Annotated in this window: 17 protein-coding genes; 4 read left to right on the forward strand and 13 right to left on the reverse strand. The window is 44.2% G+C overall.

Annotation, left to right across the window (positions count from 1 at the left end):
* The first annotated feature begins 92 nt into the window (after positions 1-92).
* Positions 93-1,541, forward strand: coding sequence for a pyruvate kinase (pyk, locus tag ACED42_RS02520; protein WP_371701295.1), 1,449 nt, complete (start codon positions 93-95; stop codon positions 1,539-1,541).
* 179 nt (positions 1,542-1,720) lie between these two features.
* Here pyk and ACED42_RS02525 read toward each other — a convergent pair whose 3' ends face one another.
* Both ACED42_RS02525 and ACED42_RS02530 read right to left on the reverse strand, forming a co-directional pair.
* Positions 1,721-2,917: a patatin family protein gene (locus ACED42_RS02525; RefSeq protein ID WP_009848989.1), complete on the reverse strand. Its 1,197-nt coding sequence runs from the start codon at positions 2,915-2,917 to the stop codon at positions 1,721-1,723.
* 41 nt (positions 2,918-2,958) lie between these two features.
* Positions 2,959-3,048 carry a YnhF family membrane protein gene (locus tag ACED42_RS02530; protein WP_102248935.1) on the reverse strand — a complete coding sequence of 30 codons (90 nt, stop codon included), beginning with the start codon at positions 3,046-3,048 and terminating at the stop codon, positions 2,959-2,961.
* Between the two features lie 145 nt (positions 3,049-3,193).
* Here ACED42_RS02530 and ACED42_RS02535 point away from each other — a divergent pair, with 145 nt between their 5' ends.
* The 3 genes from ACED42_RS02535 to ACED42_RS02545 all read left to right on the forward strand — a co-directional run bounded on the left by ACED42_RS02535 (position 3,194) and on the right by ACED42_RS02545 (position 5,846).
* Positions 3,194-3,787, forward strand: coding sequence for a porin family protein (locus ACED42_RS02535; RefSeq protein ID WP_371701297.1), 594 nt, complete (start codon positions 3,194-3,196; stop codon positions 3,785-3,787).
* 497 nt (positions 3,788-4,284) lie between these two features.
* On the forward strand, positions 4,285-5,745 hold the full coding sequence (locus ACED42_RS02540) for a sodium-dependent transporter (RefSeq protein ID WP_009848987.1): 1,461 nt from the start codon (positions 4,285-4,287) through the stop codon (positions 5,743-5,745).
* A 2-nt stretch (positions 5,746-5,747) separates the two neighbouring features.
* Positions 5,748-5,846, forward strand: coding sequence for a methionine/alanine import family NSS transporter small subunit (locus tag ACED42_RS02545; RefSeq protein ID WP_371701299.1), 99 nt, complete (start codon positions 5,748-5,750; stop codon positions 5,844-5,846).
* A gap of 59 nt (positions 5,847-5,905) precedes the next feature.
* Here ACED42_RS02545 and ACED42_RS02550 read toward each other — a convergent pair whose 3' ends face one another.
* From ACED42_RS02550 to fabD, 11 genes are all read right to left on the reverse strand, one after another.
* A complete protein-coding gene (locus tag ACED42_RS02550) occupies positions 5,906-6,310 on the reverse strand; it encodes a hypothetical protein (RefSeq protein ID WP_065677966.1) in 405 nt (134 codons plus the stop codon).
* 391 nt (positions 6,311-6,701) lie between these two features.
* Positions 6,702-8,132: a PTS glucose transporter subunit IIBC gene (gene ptsG / locus ACED42_RS02555; RefSeq protein ID WP_009848984.1), complete on the reverse strand. Its 1,431-nt coding sequence runs from the start codon at positions 8,130-8,132 to the stop codon at positions 6,702-6,704.
* Between the two features lie 444 nt (positions 8,133-8,576).
* On the reverse strand, positions 8,577-9,344 hold the full coding sequence (locus ACED42_RS02560) for a TatD family hydrolase (protein ID WP_371701302.1): 768 nt from the start codon (positions 9,342-9,344) through the stop codon (positions 8,577-8,579).
* On the reverse strand, positions 9,335-10,300 hold the full coding sequence (locus tag ACED42_RS02565) for a DNA polymerase III subunit delta' (protein ID WP_371701303.1): 966 nt from the start codon (positions 10,298-10,300) through the stop codon (positions 9,335-9,337). Before ACED42_RS02565 ends, ACED42_RS02560 begins: the two co-directional genes overlap by 10 nt.
* A 6-nt stretch (positions 10,301-10,306) precedes the next feature.
* Positions 10,307-10,939 (reverse strand): dTMP kinase, encoded by a 633-nt coding sequence (tmk, locus tag ACED42_RS02570; protein WP_371701304.1) that lies wholly within the window; start codon positions 10,937-10,939, stop codon positions 10,307-10,309.
* Between the two features lie 10 nt (positions 10,940-10,949).
* Positions 10,950-11,966, reverse strand: a complete 1,017-nt coding sequence (mltG, locus tag ACED42_RS02575) for an endolytic transglycosylase MltG (RefSeq protein WP_017088588.1) — start codon at positions 11,964-11,966, stop codon at positions 10,950-10,952.
* On the reverse strand, positions 11,963-12,841 hold the full coding sequence (pabC, locus tag ACED42_RS02580) for an aminodeoxychorismate lyase (protein ID WP_371701306.1): 879 nt from the start codon (positions 12,839-12,841) through the stop codon (positions 11,963-11,965). The genes mltG and pabC overlap by 4 nt, the downstream gene beginning before the upstream one ends.
* Before the next feature lie 103 nt (positions 12,842-12,944).
* On the reverse strand, positions 12,945-14,189 hold the full coding sequence (gene fabF / locus ACED42_RS02585) for a beta-ketoacyl-ACP synthase II (RefSeq protein WP_371701308.1): 1,245 nt from the start codon (positions 14,187-14,189) through the stop codon (positions 12,945-12,947).
* Positions 14,190-14,282: 93 nt separating this feature from the next.
* Complete coding sequence (gene acpP / locus ACED42_RS02590; RefSeq protein WP_012603569.1) at positions 14,283-14,516, reverse strand: acyl carrier protein; 234 nt, start codon at positions 14,514-14,516, stop codon at positions 14,283-14,285.
* 166 nt (positions 14,517-14,682) lie between these two features.
* The gene (gene fabG / locus ACED42_RS02595) at positions 14,683-15,417 is read right to left on the reverse strand and encodes a 3-oxoacyl-ACP reductase FabG (RefSeq protein WP_029222897.1); all 735 of its coding nucleotides are present in this window, start codon (positions 15,415-15,417) and stop codon (positions 14,683-14,685) included.
* 25 nt (positions 15,418-15,442) lie between these two features.
* Positions 15,443-16,366, reverse strand: coding sequence for an ACP S-malonyltransferase (gene fabD / locus ACED42_RS02600; protein ID WP_012603567.1), 924 nt, complete (start codon positions 16,364-16,366; stop codon positions 15,443-15,445).
* Positions 16,367-16,376: the final 10 nt, after the last annotated feature.

A 16,376-nucleotide genomic window follows, 5' to 3' on the forward strand; every position in this document is an offset into this window, starting at 1 on the left:
AAATACCCAGCAACTCGCTGCAAAAATCAGCTCGAAAGATCAACACGCCCTAGTCTTTTAAAAGATTACTTGGCCTCACTCTAGGAGTATTCATGACAGCCGAATTAAGAAAAACGAAAATCGTCACAACGCTAGGCCCTTCTACTGATAAAGGTAACGTGCTTGAAGAGATCATCAAGGCCGGTGCCAATGTCGTCCGTATGAACTTCTCTCACGGCACTAGCGACGACCATATACAACGTGCAGAAAATGTCCGAGCAATAGCCAAAAAACTTGGTACTCAGATCGCTATTCTCGGTGACTTACAAGGTCCCAAGATTCGAGTGTCAACATTCAAAGATGGCAAAATCCAACTTGCCGTTGGTGACCAATTTACTCTCGACAGTAGCCTTGGTTTAGGCGAAGGCAACCAACAAGCGGTCGGTCTTGATTATAAAGAATTACCTAACGACGTTTCAGCTAACGACATCCTGTTGCTCGACGATGGTCGTGTGCAGCTAAAAGTAACCGAAGTGGAAGGTTGTCGCGTTCATACCGAAGTCATCATTGGCGGCCCTCTCTCGAATAATAAAGGCATAAACAAAAAAGGCGGCGGCCTGTCCGCAGAAGCGCTGACAGAAAAAGACAAACGCGACATCGTCACCGCCGCACAAATCAAAGTGGATTACCTCGCGGTGTCTTTCCCACGCAACGGCGAAGACATGCACTACGCTCGTCAGCTCGCACGAGAAGCAGGTTTAGAAGCTCACCTTGTAGCAAAAGTAGAGCGAGCAGAGACGGTAGCCACTGTTGAGAACATGGATGACATCATAATGGCCTCAGATGTGGTCATGGTGGCTCGTGGTGACCTTGGAGTCGAAATTGGCGACCCTGAATTGGTCGGAGTACAAAAACAGCTTATACGCCGTGCTAGAGCGCTCAACCGAACGGTGATCACCGCAACCCAAATGATGGAATCGATGATTTCAGCGCCAATGCCAACCCGTGCCGAAGTCATGGACGTTGCCAATGCGGTACTTGATGGAACAGATGCGGTCATGCTTTCAGGAGAAACAGCTGCAGGTGATTACCCGGTCGAAACCGTAAAATCGATGGCTGAAGTGTGTATTGGTGCTGAGAAAATGGCGGGGATTAACAACCAATCCAATTACCGAATTGATCGCACCTTTGTGACCGCCGAAGAAACCGTTTCGATGGCGACTATCTACTCGGCAAACCATATGGAAGGCATTAAAGGCGTAGTCACTCTCACAGAATCAGGCCGAACTGCACTGATGATGTCTCGCCTAAGTGCTGACATGCCTATCTACGCACTATCTCGTAACGAAGGAACACTTAATCGCTGCACCTTGTACCGAGGTGTAACACCTATCTACTTCGAGACAGAAGCCAAAGACAGTTTTGACATTGCCCTATCTACGCTCATCTGCCTAAAAGAGCAAGAGCATCTTAAGTTTGGCGATCTCGTTATCGTCACTCAAGGCGACATTATGGATGTGGCGGGATCAACCAACTGTATGAGAATCTTGCCTGTCACCTAATGTTTTCCCGTGAGGCGAAACGATTTGCCTAATCTCAAGACAAAAAAGGGTTATCGAACCAAGTTCAATAACCCTTTTTCATTTCAGAACACGACTCACTAACGATCGGCTTAAACAGCACGATCAGCTCACAGCATGCTAACTCATCAACTTCAAATATTACTCATCAACCTCAAGCATTACTTCTCAGCAGCAATGGTTGCCAACTGTGGCATGTGTGAACTGCGGGCATTTTTCGTAGAGGTATAAGTTTCAACAAATCGGTAACCGGCTTCTAAACCCAATTCATAATCGTGCAGTAAATCTTCTTTATTACTCATTAATGAATTGGATTTCAGCGGCTTACTCGGGGCAATTTGCACGACAAAAGCATCGTCTGGTGGGGAGTTCAAAAAATCCTGAGTCAATGAGTAAGTTTGGTAATGCACCATCAGCATATCTGCTAAGCCGGAATCAAACTTATCACCAATTAAATGACTTAATCTATAGATGTCATCCGCCCCGAATAACCATCGACCACCATTCAGTAAATCCAAATGTGATCTGTCGCGCTTCTGTTCTTTTGAGCTGAGAATTTGTTGTTGAAAGAACGAGCTCCAATCGGTTTTCCACTGTTCCACTTTTTGTTGCCAATGACCTTGAACACTGTCAAAAGATTCGCGGAACCATTCCAGTTCTTCGGCTGATATCGGTTTGGGTGTTTCTAATCGCGTACTGTTAGCTTGAACCTCTTCCTCTAACGCTGGCTCAGTTCGGATCACAACAATGGAACGGGCTTGTCTACGCCACGCTTCTTGAACCGGGATGCAAGCTGATACACCACCATCCACATAAGCATTGTCGCCAATAAAGATTTCATCATTGTATAAGCGAGGGATCGCACAGGTTGCAATCATCACTTTGTACCAATCTTCACCCAATACTGGGAAGTAGTGATCTCGTAAGTCTTTAGAATCCGTGACGGCTGCATAGAAATGGCGCTCGCCTAGCGTTTGTCGTCCTAAATCCAAATCAAGCTTGTATGGGTAAGCCATGATTTGTTCTAAGGCCCATTCTAATCCAAGGTTCTTTCTGTGTCGTATATAAGAAAAGAGATTGAAGAATTCAGGGGACGTTGTGAGGTCGAGAAGGAAAGAACGGCCAAGGCCTTTATCGCGGCACAGATAAGCACACAAATTAAGAGCACCTGCAGAGGTACCAAAAAACTCGTCGAAGGGATCAAAATTTGAAAGAAGAAAGGCATCCAGCACTCCAGAAGTAAAAATACTTCTCTGTCCACCACCTTGGGCGACCAGTGCAGTTTTTCCAGCAATAAACTTAGCGTAATAATCTAAGTCTATTGCTGTATCAATATTGGTTATAATCCCACTATTCATTATTCCCTGAGTATAAAAACCCAGCCTCGCAATAAATGGTATTAACTACCAATTGCAATAAAGCCAAATGAGAGAATGATTGCGTAGATGACAACCGTTATTTGTAGGGCATTTTTCAGATTATGGTCCATAGACACCTCTGTCTTATTATTAATTTGTCGAGTCTCTATTTAAGTACTATCAGGTGTGTGAAGTATCTTCAAGAATCGTCGAAATTAGTCGCACAATATTGATGTAACCATCACAATTAGTAAGTGTATGGATAAGGATATACTCATGAATAACAAAGCAAATATAATGGCACTGATTACGCTTCTCTCCGTTTCGAGCGTATATGCCTCGCCGGAGATCATCATTACTCCGATGGTGGGCTATACAGGCGGTGGCAGTGTCGAAGACCAGGACGGTAAAACCTATGATATGAAAGGGTCTGAAAACTACACCTTTTCGATTGAAACGCCATTTGAAAAAGGACGCATCGGCTTTTTCTATTCTAATCAAAGCTCTGAATTAGAAACACTCAACCTAAGCTCCTCCATCCAATACCTGCACTTTCAAAGTAGCATTTACTACCCAGCTTCTTCTGTGTTGTCTGGTTATTTGGGATTAGGCCTTGGTGCTTCTTACGTCGATGTAGACTGGGCAAAAGATAAGTATGGGTTCTCAACCTCTATCTTTGGTGGTTTAGAGTACAAATTTAGTGACCGATTAGCGTTAAACACACAACTACGTTGGTTAGGTACCGTTGTCGATAACGACACCTCCGGTGTTTGTAACATCCCAAGTAACGGGCAAGAGTGCATCATCCACTTTGATACCGACTGGATGAACCAATTCCAAGCCAATGTCGGACTGAGTTTTACTTTCTAAGTATCGATGACCATCTCATACCAATAGAACCTCCGAATAGTTGGTCAGTTCAACTATAGAGTGTATGAATTTCAGTCATACGCTCTACTTTTAAATAAAGTCACATAACCTAATAAAGCCGAAAAAATCAGACACATAAACCAACCAGAAAACCCCAAACCAATTAATACCTCTAAAATAACCACCATTTAACATCTTAAAGACCATAACCCTACAGTTATTAAACATAGCTAATCTATTGCTTTAACCATTCTAACTAGGTAGGCTCATTAGCACGCATCAGCTGAATATTTCAGGTTATGCAAACACACATCAAACAATTAAGAATTATCCGCTGAGTTCTCCAATCGCTAACAACATAATAATCTAAACTTTTGCTTAATCACGGAAGATAAAGTAAACAGTCAAACCGTTTGCCTGTTTTAACTATCATCTCCTTACCAAGCACAGCGTGACGAGAAGCTTCATACCTCAGGGAAGTTGTAAAGGAGTTAAATATGAAGCGAGAACAGTGGGGATCCCGAGCAGGATTTATCCTTGCCGCAGTAGGATCTGCTATTGGTTTAGGAAACATTTGGCGTTTTCCATATATGGCTTATGAAAATGGCGGCGGTGCTTTTTTCATTCCATATCTATTTGCCATGCTTACGGCTGGTATCCCATTTATGATCCTAGAGTTCAGTATGGGTCAAAAATATCGTGGCTCTGCACCTGCAACCTTAGCGCGCATCAACTCAAAATTTGAGTGGCTTGGTTGGTTCCAAGTGGGTGTAGCGGCTGTCATCGCGGTCTACTATGTTGCCGTTATCGGTTGGGCAATTTCATACTTCGGTATGTCATTCAATCAAAGCTGGGGAACAGACACTAACGCATTCTTCTTCAGTGAATATCTAGCTCTAGGTGATAACTCACCGACGAACCTAGGTAGCATCCAATGGGGCATCGCTGGCGCAATGTTACTCGCTTGGGCAATCACTTATGCAGCTATCGTGGGTGGTGTTAAAGCTGGTATCGAACGTGCTTCTAAAGTAATGATGCCAGTGTTGTTCATAATGGTGATTTTGCTTATCGGACGCATGGTTTTCCTTCCAGGAGCTCTAGATGGTGTGAACTACATGTTCGAACCTGATTTCAGCAAGATCTGGGACGTAAAAGTATGGGCTGCTGCTTATGGACAAATCTTCTTCACGTTAAGTATCGGTTTTGCGATCATGTTGGCTTACTCAAGCTATTTGCCAGAAAAATCAGATATCACGAACAACGCGTTCATGACGGTTCTTATCAACTGTGGTTTCTCAATTCTTGCGGGTATTATGATTTTCTCTGTTCTTGGCTACATGGCTCAAGAACAAGGTAAACCATTAACTGAAGTAGTATCAGCAGGCGTTGGCCTTGCGTTTGTTACGCTACCTGCTGCGATTAATTTACTTCCAGCACCGTATATTCTGGGTCCACTATTCTTCTTTGCACTTGTTGTGGCTGGTTTAAGCTCTCATATCTCAATTATGGAAGCAGTAACATCTGCAATTATGGACAAGCTGAACTGGAGCCGTAAAAAAGCAGCAAGTATTGTTATTGGCGTTGGTGTTGTGGTGTCTATGGCATTTGCAACTAACGGCGGCCTACTTCTACTAGACCTAGTCGATCACTTCGCTAACAACGTCGGCATCATGGTAGGCGGATTCATTGAAATCCTTCTAATGGCATGGCTACTAAACAAAGTTAGCGATGTACGTGCGTACGTCAATGAGATTTCAGATTTCTCTATTGGCGTATGGTTTAACGTATGTTTACGCTTCGTCACTCCAGTTATGCTTGCAATCATTCTTGCAACGAAACTAAGCGCATTGTTTACAGACGGTTACGGTGGCTATGACCTGACTCTTGGCTGGGCAATGATCGCAGGATTACTAGCGATTGGCATTATCATAAATATGACAAGTAAAAAGGAAGCATAATCATGACAACGAGTGCGATTATTATGATGGTTCTTGGTCTTGGTATCACTTGGGGTGGTGCTGCAATTTGCATAAAGCGTGCAATGGACAAACAGGAATAGCCTTATTTAAACCATTCAAAAATGCCAGCTACTAAGCTGGCATTTTTTTGTCTCATCACCTAGAACTTGTAGGTGATACCCAGTGCACCACCCACTTGTAATTCAACACCTTTATACATGTCGAGCTCAGGGTGAACTTGCGCGTACGCATTCCAACCTTCGTAGAAATTCACTTTAACACCTAAAGGCAAACGTAAGCCAAAATCATCATTCCACTCAGCCCAAGCACCTGCACCGACATACCAACTCAACGGAGCTTCAGTCTCAAACTGACCACGCTTCAAAATGTAGTCAAATGCAGCACCGTCGTTGCCAATCGTGGCACGGTATTTCTGATCAAATTCGACAACGACACTCAGGTCTTGGTCAATGGCTAATCCAACTTCCAAATCTGGTGCTTCAGAAGCATGCACAAACGCGGCTCCGCTGCAGCACATAAGGCCGATCAAATAACGATGTTTCATAATATTCTCAGACTGTTTTTAAAAATGGCAGTGTACTGGGTTCACAAAGAGAGGTGTCATCGCTAGGTAAAAGCGAACTGGCGCTCAAGGTTCGGTATTGGCCTTCAACACATAGAGTTGAGTAGAACTAGTTGAGTAAGAAGAGCTTATACCAATCACAGTAAGTAAGTGTTCAGGAATAGCGCAGGAAAAAACCTTGAGAACAAGGCATAATTTTTTGATAAGTAGTTGTTCTACAATCAAAAATTCTAACGAAGTTATCGAGGTTTTTAACAAGCTAGGATGACCAGTTATTTACTACGATTGGTATTAAACGTGAGGATATTTTGCATATTGCAGAAAACAAAAAAGGAGGCCGTAAGGCCTCCTTTCAATTTATTGAATCAGCGAATTAACCGTTGTTACGGATCCACTCATCCATGTCTGTCTTAAGGTTGTCAGACTTAGTACCGAAGATAGCTTGTACGCCACCAGCAACTACAACAACACCTGCAGCGCCTAGTTTCTTCAGTTTGTCTTGGTCAACAAGAGCGGTATCAGCTACTGCAACACGTAGACGAGTAATACAAGCGTCAAGACCAGTGATGTTCGCTTTACCACCGAATGCAGCAACTAGCTCACCAGCAAGTTCAGAACCTGTAGCAACTACTTCTTCTTCAGATTCGTCTTCACGGCCCGGAGTTTTAAGGTCAAGTGCTTTAATCACAGTGCGGAATACGATGTAGTAAATTGCAGCGTAAGCAACACCACATACAACCATTAGACCCATCTTAGACGCATTGCCAGATAGAACTAGGAAGTCGATTAGACCGTGTGAGAAAGATGTACCGTGTACAAAACCTAGAGTGTTCGCAAGAACGTATGCTGAACCAGCTAATAGAGCGTGGATTGCGTACAGTACAGGAGCAACGAATAGGAATGAGAATTCGATTGGTTCAGTGATACCCGTTAGGAATGAAGTCAACGCAGCAGAAGCCATGATGCCCATTACTTTAGCGCGGTTTTCAGGTTTAGCTGAATGTGCAATCGCGATTGCAGCAGCAGGTAGACCGAACATCTTGAACATGTAACCACCAGCTAGCTGACCGAAGCCATTGCCCGCTGCACGAGATGCGTCATCAGCAACTAGGTAACAAGTAAGAACACCGTTTTGAGTTTCGCCAGCAGCGTTTACACAAGTACCAGCTTCGAAGAAGAAAGGTACGTTCCAAACGTGGTGAAGACCAAATGGAATCAGAGAACGCTCAACGATACCGTAGATACCAAACGCCACTTGTGGGTTTTGGTGAGCAGCCCAATCAGAGAACGCAGAGATAGCGCCGCCAACTGGTGGCCATACTACAGATAGTAGGATTGCTAGACCAATCGCAGAGAAACCTGTGATGATTGGCACAGCACGCTTACCAGCGAAGAAGCCAAGGTACTCTGGTAGTTGAATACGGAAGAAACGGTTGAATGCCCAAGCAGCAACACCACCGACTAGGATACCACCTAGTACACCAGTGTCGATTTTATCAACGCCCATTACACCAGCCATTACGCCTAGTGTAGCAGTCATGATGCCGTAACCAACGATAGCAGCTAGACCAGCTACACCGTCGTTATTAGTAAAGCCAAGTGCTACGCCTACTGCGAACAGTAGTGCCATTTGACCGAATACTGAACCACCCGCTTGTTCCATTAAGTTTGAAACGATTTCTGGAATGAAAGGAAGGTCTGCTGCACCGACACCTAGCAAAATACCCGCAACTGGTAAAACTGATACTGGTAGCATCAGAGACTTACCAACTTTCTGCAGGCTAGCAAAAAGGTTCTTAAACATGTTTATGCTCCTGATAAAGATAAAATAATTATATGGGTCCTAACGGCACACCCCCGTAGCCTATATGTTAGCACCCAGTGAAAATGTAACCATGTATTGCATTATATTTTCTGCCGCTAAATATATATTGATGGGGAACTAACTTTCTAGTCACTTACGAAATTTAGTTTCAAAACACGTCTTGGATCACATGTCAAATATAGAAATGCAATGCTTTACAAGCCACTAACTAGCTGAAAAATAAATAAATTATAATCCATCCCTATTATTTTACTGAGTAAATAAAATAGAGGGTAATGTTATTTTTAGTAACAAAATTACAAATGTTGTAATTCACGCTCTCAAGTTCAACATATTCCGTAAACATTAAAAAAAAACGCATTTTAGGTGATCAAAAACACAAAAAGGGAGCTTTCGCTCCCTTTTGTTTGTTTAGTTAGATTTCTATCGCAAAAAAAGTTTTTGGTAATTTTTGGTCGTTTGTTCAGCAACCTCTTTCATTGATACCCCTTTTAACTGGGCGATATAAGCCGCAACTTCGACTACATATGCAGGCTGATTCTCTTTACCACGATATGGAATTGGCGCCAAATATGGCGAATCCGTTTCGATCAGCAACCTATCTAGAGGTAGTTTTTTCACAACGTCTTTAAGTTCTGTGGCTTGTTTAAAGGTCACAATACCTGAGATCGAGATATAGAAACCTAATTCCATTGCCGCTTCAGCGAACGCTTGATCTTCAGTAAAGCAGTGAATCACACCACCACACTTCTCTGCTCCGCCATCGCGTAAAATAGCTAACGTATCTTCACGCGCGTTACGCGTGTGGATGATCAAAGGTTTATTAAGCTCAACAGCCAACTCAACGTGCTGCTTGAACCTGAGCTGCTGTAGCTCTGCAGTCTCTGGTTGGTAATGATAATCTAGGCCAGTTTCACCAATCGCCACCACTTTAGGGTTGCTCGCGTACTCACGCATTCTTTCTAAACAGAAGTCGCTCTCTACGTCGAGAGGGTGAACGCCACACGAAGCCTTAACGTTATCAAACGGCGAGATCATCTCAAGCATATTTTCAAACGAATCCAGCGTCACACCGACAGAAAGCAGTTGGTCAACGTTTGCTGCTTTCGCCTTATTAACCACGTCTTCTATGCTGGTGTGTAAATCTTGGTAATCCAGTTTGTCTAAATGACAATGGGAATCTACGAACATGTTTCCTCGCAAGTGGCTATCAGCCAATTCATTATGAGTAGCTCCGTATTGAGCCCAGGGTGTTGCTTTAACTGCTCAATCAATATCAGCAGTTTATTCGACGCTGCATAAGCACTTTGATAAGACATCACCTCATACAGTGCTTTCGCACTCGGAATAATAGCCTGATTAGCTAAACCAAAATGCAGCTTTTGTACATCTGACAATAAATGCCAAAGCCAGCTAAGTTGAATCAAAGGGTCTTTGCTAAGCTCTGTAGAGAACTTCAGCATGTCGGGTTGAGTGCCTTTTATCACATTCACAAAGCCATCGAGCGCTTTTGTTGAAGCTTCGACACCACCTTGATCAAACATTGCTTTCGCTTTCAGGGGGGCGTTGTCGTTCAATGTCAGTATGTACTGAGGAACCGTTTTACCAACTTCTCCATTTAACCATGCCGATCCTGCATCCAATTGTGGACACACCACATTAAATTGCTGGCAACGGCTAAGAATAGTTGGCATTAAGCGATTACTGTTGCGCGTTGAAAGGATGAAAATACAATTACTCGCAGGTTCTTCCAGTGTTTTCAACAGCGCATTAGACGCCGATTCATTCATCGCTTCAGCCGGACTCAGCAAAATGACACGCAAGCCACCCAACTGTGACGATTGTTGAGCCCAGCGGTTACTCGCACGCACTTGGTCAACGGTAATCGATTTACCTTCTTTCTCAGGTTCGATCACATGGAAATCCGGGTGACTCCCCGACTTCATCAGTTCACAACTGTGGCAAAATCCGCACGCTTCACTTTCGTAATTAACACACATCAATGCATCGGTAAGTTGGCTAACCAGCGCTTCCACACCAAGCCCGTCAGGCGCATTAACGATCACAGAGTTAGGAAAACGTTCTGCATCGAGACTTTTTTTCCACTCACTCCATACAGGTGTGAGCCAAGAATAAACTTCAGCCATGACTACCTACTGTTTATTGAGCCAAGCACTGAGCGCGACTTTAATATCAGCGGCTACTTGCTCAATTTCTTGCTGCGCATTAATCACGAGTACAGAATCGTCTTGCCCTGCAATTTCTAAGTAACGCTCACGCGTGCGATCGAAAAATGAGATGTCCATCTTTTCAATTCTATCAAGCTCACCACGGCCTCTGGCACGCTCTAGTCCTACTCTAGGGTCTAGGTCCAAATATAGTGTTAAATCTGGCTTAAAACCGCCTAGCGTGGTTTCTTTCAGTGATTCCATCGTAGTGCGTGCGATCTGACGACCACCACCTTGATAAGCTTGAGATGACATATCATGGCGATCACCCAACACCCATTTACCACTGTCTAGTGCAGGCTTGATGACGTTTTCTACTAATTGAACACGCGCTGCGTACATCAGCAGCAACTCAGTCATGTCTTGAAGCTTCTCGCCCTCGTGTTCTTCTTTGACCAACGAGCGCATCTTCTCGGCAAGCACGGTACCACCGGGTTCACGAGTATTAACGATGTCAGCGACACCAGCTGTTTTCAATGTCTCAACGATGGCATTGATTGCTGTACTTTTGCCAGCACCTTCAAGGCCTTCAACCACGATAAATTTCGACTGATTCATAATTCTTTCTTTATTTGTTTTTTCTTAATTGCTTTAAGTAAGCTCGTACTGCACGGTTATGCTCAGTCAAACTCTTTGAAAATACGTGACCGCCGGTTCCACTCGCAACAAAATAAAGGTAGTTGCTCTTCTCTGGATTCAGAGCCGCGTTGATAGACGCTTTACCCGCCATCGCGATCGGTGTTGGCGGTAAACCGCTCATTGTATAGGTGTTGTACGGCGTTGGTGTGCGTAGATCTTTCTTACGAATATTGCCTTTGTAGCTATCGCCCATGCCGTAGATAACCGTTGGGTCAGTTTGCAAACGCATACGCTTGTTCAAGCGGTTAACGAATACAGAAGACACACGCTCACGCTCAGAAGCGACAGCAGTCTCTTTCTCGATGATAGACGCAAGAATTAAAGCTTCATAAGGCGATTTAAGAGGCAGTTTATCGGCTCTATTTTCCCACTCATCATTGACCACGTTCATTAGATCTCGGTGGGCACGTTTCAACAAATCTAAATCCGTTGTGCCATAGGTGTAGTGGTATGTTTCCGCTAAGAAAAGGCCTTCTAGCTTTTCATTTTCAATACCAAGCTTTTGTGCGATCTCTTTTTCAGAGACATCATTCAACGTCTGCTGAATGAATTCGTTGTCTTTTAGCTGAACAAGCCACTCGTCAAAACGACTGCCTTCTACAAAGGTAATGGTAAATTGGTGCTCCTTCCCTTCTACAAGCACTTGTAGCGCCTGCTCTAAGGTTAAACCCGGTTCAAGCAGGAATGTACCCGCTTTTACGTCTACAAGCTCAGGATGTAACTTACGGATTAATTTCTCATAAGGAGAAGCCTCGAAAAGCCCCTCGTTAATCAACTGGGCTAGAACGCGGTTAAAGCTGCTACCTGAAGCAACAGTCACGACTTGTGGTTTTTCTAATTGAATAACTTGTTTCAGGTTATCTTGCGCTTGGTTGTAAACATAAAAACCAGCAGCACTGGCTGCGATTAAGCACAATATAATAAAAATAAATAACTTTTTGATCACGAGTTTAGTTGTCCTTGAAGGCTACGAGTAACGGTTCCAATGTTGAATTGGGTATCACTAATACGGGTAACTGGGGCAACCCCTAAAATGGAGTTGGTCATGAAAACCTCATCAGCTTGCATGAGTTGAGATAAGCAGTAGTCACTAATAGTAACGGAAAGTTCAGCTTGATTCAGCGCGGTTAACACTTGCTTACGCATAACCCCAGCAACGCCACTTTGCGTCAGTTGAGGAGTGTGAATCGTCTGCCCTTTTCGCCAAAACAGATTAGCCATGGTGGTTTCAATCACGTTACCTGATATATCCAGAACCACGCCATCCACTTCACCGGCCTGATCCATTTCATCTTTCATCAAGATTTGCTCAAGGCGATTATTGTGCTTATGACTGGCCAATAATGGGCTCAAACCCAGTGCTTGTTGGCAGATACCGAGTTCTACACCAGAATCTTGCCACGCTGAATAATGACTAGGGAAATCAAATGTACTGATGGTTATCGTTGGCTTGGCGATATTCTTGGTACTGTAGCCACGACCGCCAGCCCCACGGCTAACGTGGAGCTTTATCCCAGCTTTTTGATTATGAGGCTTGTTTTTGTCTTGAAGATTCGTTGAACCATCAAGGCTCTTTGTACCAGGAAGCGCATTGTGTTGGATATGTTCAAGTGCATTATCGAGCCAAAGGTTAACCGTATTCCAATCAAGTTCGGAAATGCGTAACGCTTTAAGGCAATCATCAACACGACGCTGATGGTCGTGAAAATATTGAATCTGGCCATCTTGAACAAGCATGGTAGTAAAACAGCCGTCTCCATACTGAAACGAGCGATCTAAGATATCGACAGTTTGCTGACTTTCTCCATCAACCCAAAACATGTTTTTCCCCATAAAAAGAAACGGCTCAATGCTAAAGCATCGAGCCGTTTAAAAACAGTTCTAATTATGACTATCTACGATGTTTGACTCTTATATAAGATGATTAAATCTTTTTGAAGATCAAACAGCCGTTAGTACCACCGAAACCGAATGAGTTACATGCAGCATATTCCATACCGCTAACTTTACGCGCAGTGTGAGGTACTAAGTCAATATCTAAGCCTTCTTCAGGATCATCTAAATTGATTGTTGGTGGAACAATTTGATCAATTAGAGACATCGCAGTGATGATCGCTTCAGCAGAACCCGCAGCACCTAGAAGGTGGCCAGTCATTGATTTCGTAGAAGAAACCAAGACTTGCTTGCTGCCTGCTTCGCCAAGAGCACGCTTGATGCCCTTCACTTCCGCTACGTCACCTGCAGGAGTCGAAGTACCGTGTGCGTTAACATAACCGATTTGTTCACCAGTAATGCCAGCATCACGCATAGCCGCTTCCATTGCTAGTGCGCCACCAGAACCATCTTCACTTGGAGATGTCATGTGGTAAGCGTCACCCGACATACCGAAGCCAACTAGCTCACAGTAAATCTTAGCGCCACGAGCTTTAGCATGTTCATACTCTTCAAGAACCATCATGCCTGCACCGTCACCAAGAACGAAGCCGTCACGGCCTTTGTCCCATGGACGAGAAGCTTTTTGAGGCTCATCGTTACGAGTAGACAGTGCTTTAGCCGCACCAAAACCGCCCATACCTAGTGGTGTCGATGCTTTTTCAGCACCACCCGCTAGCATTGCGTCAGCATCGCCGTATGCAATCATACGAGCCGCGTGGCCAATGTTATGTAGGCCAGTCGTACATGCTGTAGAGATCGCGATGTTTGGACCGCGTAGGCCACGCATAATAGACATGTGACCCGCAATCATATTCACGATCGTCGACGGTACGAAGAACGGGCTGATTTTACGAGGGCCTTTTTCAGTTAGAGCCTTGTGACCGGCTTCGATCAAACCAAGACCACCAATACCAGAACCGATAGCAACGCCTACACGAGGAGCGTTTTCTTCAGTAATAGCTAGGGCTGAATCATCTAAAGCTTGAATACCTGCTGCGACGCCGTACTGGATGAACAAGTCCATCTTACGAGCATCTTTTTTAGTCATATACTCTTCGCAGTTAAAGTCTTTAACTAGACCTGCAAAACGAGTTGAGAAATTGGTTGCGTCAAAATGATCGATATTAACGATACCACTTTGACCAGCTAGCAGGGCTTTCCAAGAAGATTCTACAGTGTTGCCTACCGGCGACAACATACCCATGCCAGTGACAACTACACGACGCTTGGACACGATATTACACTCCGGGGATTGAGGTGATTTAAGATGAGGATAGATGAGTTAGATAAAACACAGGCGGTCGAGGTGACCGCCTGGGAGAGATTATTACTGAGCGCTAGTTACGTAATCGATAGCAGCTTGAACAGTAGTAATTTTCTCAGCTTCGTCATCTGGAATCTCAGTGTCGAATTCTTCTTCTAGAGCCATTACTAGCTCAACTGTGTCTAGAGAATCTGCACCTAGGTCATCAACGAAAGAAGCTTCGTTTTTAACTTCAGCTTCGTCTACACCTAGCTGTTCAACAATGATTTTCTTTACGCGTTCTTCGAGGTTGCTCATTTTTTCTTTTCCTTTACAGAGTTCGCTTTATGCGATGTTTTCCGTAGTTTATTCAATCTATTGAAAGTTGCAAGGTCAACTTTTCTGGTCAAACCACAATTTTCACGATTTTAACCGAAATTACGTATGATCTTGACTTAAATCATGCACAAATGTTGCACATAATTTACACCATGTACATACCGCCATTGACGTGAAGTGTTTCACCTGTGATATAAGCTGCCGCAGGTGACGCCAAAAATACCACAGCTTCAGCGATTTCGCGAGGGTCACCTAGTCGACCTGCTGGTACATTCGCCAAAGTTACTGCACGTTGGTCATCATTTAGCGCTTTAGTCATGTCAGTTTCGATGAAACCAGGTGCTACAGTGTTCACTGTAATACCACGAGACGCAACTTCACGAGCCATTGATTTAGTAAAACCAATTACGCCTGCTTTTGCAGCTGCGTAGTTAGCTTGACCAGCGTTACCCATAGTACCGACTACAGAACCAACGTTTACGATACGTCCTTGACGCTTCTTCATCATGCCACGCAATACAGCTTTAGACATGCGGAAGATAGGCGTTAGGTTAGTATCGATGATGTCATTCCATTCATCGTCTTTCATACGCATAAGTAGGTTATCACGAGTGATACCTGCGTTGTTAACCAGAATGTCAATCGCACCGAATTCATCGTTGATGGTTTTCAGTGTAGCTGCAATTGAGTCAACATCCGTTACATTAAGAGCAAGACCTTTACCGTTCTCACCTAGGTACTCACTGATTGCAGCAGCGCCGCCTTCAGACGTAGCAGTACCGATAACTTTAGCACCACGCTCAACTAAAAGTTCAGCGATTGCACGACCGATACCACGGCTTGCGCCTGTAACTAGTGCAACTTTGCCTTCTAAATTCATCATAACTTCTCTATTAAGTGTTTATTTACTTAGCAGCTTCTAGTGATGCAGTGTCATTAACTGCAGCAGCTGTCATAGTTTTTACGATTCGTTTTGTTAGACCGGTAAGAACTTTACCTGGGCCTAATTCTAGTAGCTTCTCTACGCCTTGCTCATTCATAGCTTGTACACCTTCAGTCCAACGAACTGGGCTGTACAGCTGGCGAACAAGTGCGCTTTTGATTTTTGCCGGGTCTGTTTCAGCAATAACATCAACGTTATTGATAACAGGCAGTGCCGGCGTGTTGAACTCTAGAGCTTCTAGAGCAACTGCTAGCTTGTCTGCTGCAGGCTTCATAAGGGCACAGTGAGACGGCACAGATACTGGTAAAGGAAGTGCACGTTTAGCGCCTGCTTCTTTACATAGTGCACCAGCGCGCTCTACTGCTGCTTTGTTACCCGCGATAACAACTTGGCCAGGTGAATTGAAGTTAACTGGAGACACAACTTCGTCTTGTGCCGCTTCTTCACACGCTTTAGCAATCGCTTCATCATCTAGACCGATGATTGCGTACATTGCACCAACGCCCGCAGGAACCGCTTCTTGCATCAGTTGACCACGTAGCTCAACCAGCTTGATCGCTTCTTTAAAGTCGATAACACCCGCACACACTAGTGCAGAGTATTCGCCTAGGCTGTGGCCGGCTAGGTTTGCAGGTTGCTCTAGACCAAGCTCTTGCCATACACGCCAGATTGCAACAGACGCTGTTAGTAGAGCCGGTTGAGTACGGAAAGTTTCATTTAGATTTTCTACTGGACCATCTTGAACCAATGCCCATAGATCGTAACCAAGTGCTTCTGAAGCTTCAGCAAATGTCTTTTTAACAACATCATACTGTTCGCCTAGGTCAGCAAGCATACCGATAGCTTGAGAGCCTTGGCCTGGGAATACGATAGCAAATTTGCTCATAGTAATTTTC

The sequence above is a fragment of the Vibrio sp. FF145 genome (assembly GCF_041439075.1).
Classification (GTDB): domain Bacteria; phylum Pseudomonadota; class Gammaproteobacteria; order Enterobacterales; family Vibrionaceae; genus Vibrio; species Vibrio tasmaniensis_A.

What these genes read in the sequence shown, in the direction of transcription:
- pyk (WP_371701295.1), top strand. Translation starts at nt 93, where the DNA reads ATGACAGCCGAATTAAGAAAAACGAAAATCGTCACAACGCTAGGCCCT.
- ACED42_RS02525 (WP_009848989.1), bottom strand. Translation starts at nt 2,917, where the DNA reads ATGAATAGTGGGATTATAACCAATATTGATACAGCAATAGACTTAGAT.
- ACED42_RS02530 (WP_102248935.1), bottom strand. Translation starts at nt 3,048, where the DNA reads ATGGACCATAATCTGAAAAATGCCCTACAAATAACGGTTGTCATCTAC.
- ACED42_RS02535 (WP_371701297.1), top strand. Translation starts at nt 3,194, where the DNA reads ATGAATAACAAAGCAAATATAATGGCACTGATTACGCTTCTCTCCGTT.
- ACED42_RS02540 (WP_009848987.1), top strand. Translation starts at nt 4,285, where the DNA reads ATGAAGCGAGAACAGTGGGGATCCCGAGCAGGATTTATCCTTGCCGCA.
- ACED42_RS02545 (WP_371701299.1), top strand. Translation starts at nt 5,748, where the DNA reads ATGACAACGAGTGCGATTATTATGATGGTTCTTGGTCTTGGTATCACT.
- ACED42_RS02550 (WP_065677966.1), bottom strand. Translation starts at nt 6,310, where the DNA reads ATGAAACATCGTTATTTGATCGGCCTTATGTGCTGCAGCGGAGCCGCG.
- ptsG (WP_009848984.1), bottom strand. Translation starts at nt 8,132, where the DNA reads ATGTTTAAGAACCTTTTTGCTAGCCTGCAGAAAGTTGGTAAGTCTCTG.
- ACED42_RS02560 (WP_371701302.1), bottom strand. Translation starts at nt 9,344, where the DNA reads ATGTTCGTAGATTCCCATTGTCATTTAGACAAACTGGATTACCAAGAT.
- ACED42_RS02565 (WP_371701303.1), bottom strand. Translation starts at nt 10,300, where the DNA reads ATGGCTGAAGTTTATTCTTGGCTCACACCTGTATGGAGTGAGTGGAAA.
- tmk (WP_371701304.1), bottom strand. Translation starts at nt 10,939, where the DNA reads ATGAATCAGTCGAAATTTATCGTGGTTGAAGGCCTTGAAGGTGCTGGC.
- pabC (WP_371701306.1), bottom strand. Translation starts at nt 12,841, where the DNA reads ATGTTTTGGGTTGATGGAGAAAGTCAGCAAACTGTCGATATCTTAGAT.
- acpP (WP_012603569.1), bottom strand. Translation starts at nt 14,516, where the DNA reads ATGAGCAACCTCGAAGAACGCGTAAAGAAAATCATTGTTGAACAGCTA.
- fabG (WP_029222897.1), bottom strand. Translation starts at nt 15,417, where the DNA reads ATGAATTTAGAAGGCAAAGTTGCACTAGTTACAGGCGCAAGCCGTGGT.
- fabD (WP_012603567.1), bottom strand. Translation starts at nt 16,366, where the DNA reads ATGAGCAAATTTGCTATCGTATTCCCAGGCCAAGGCTCTCAAGCTATC.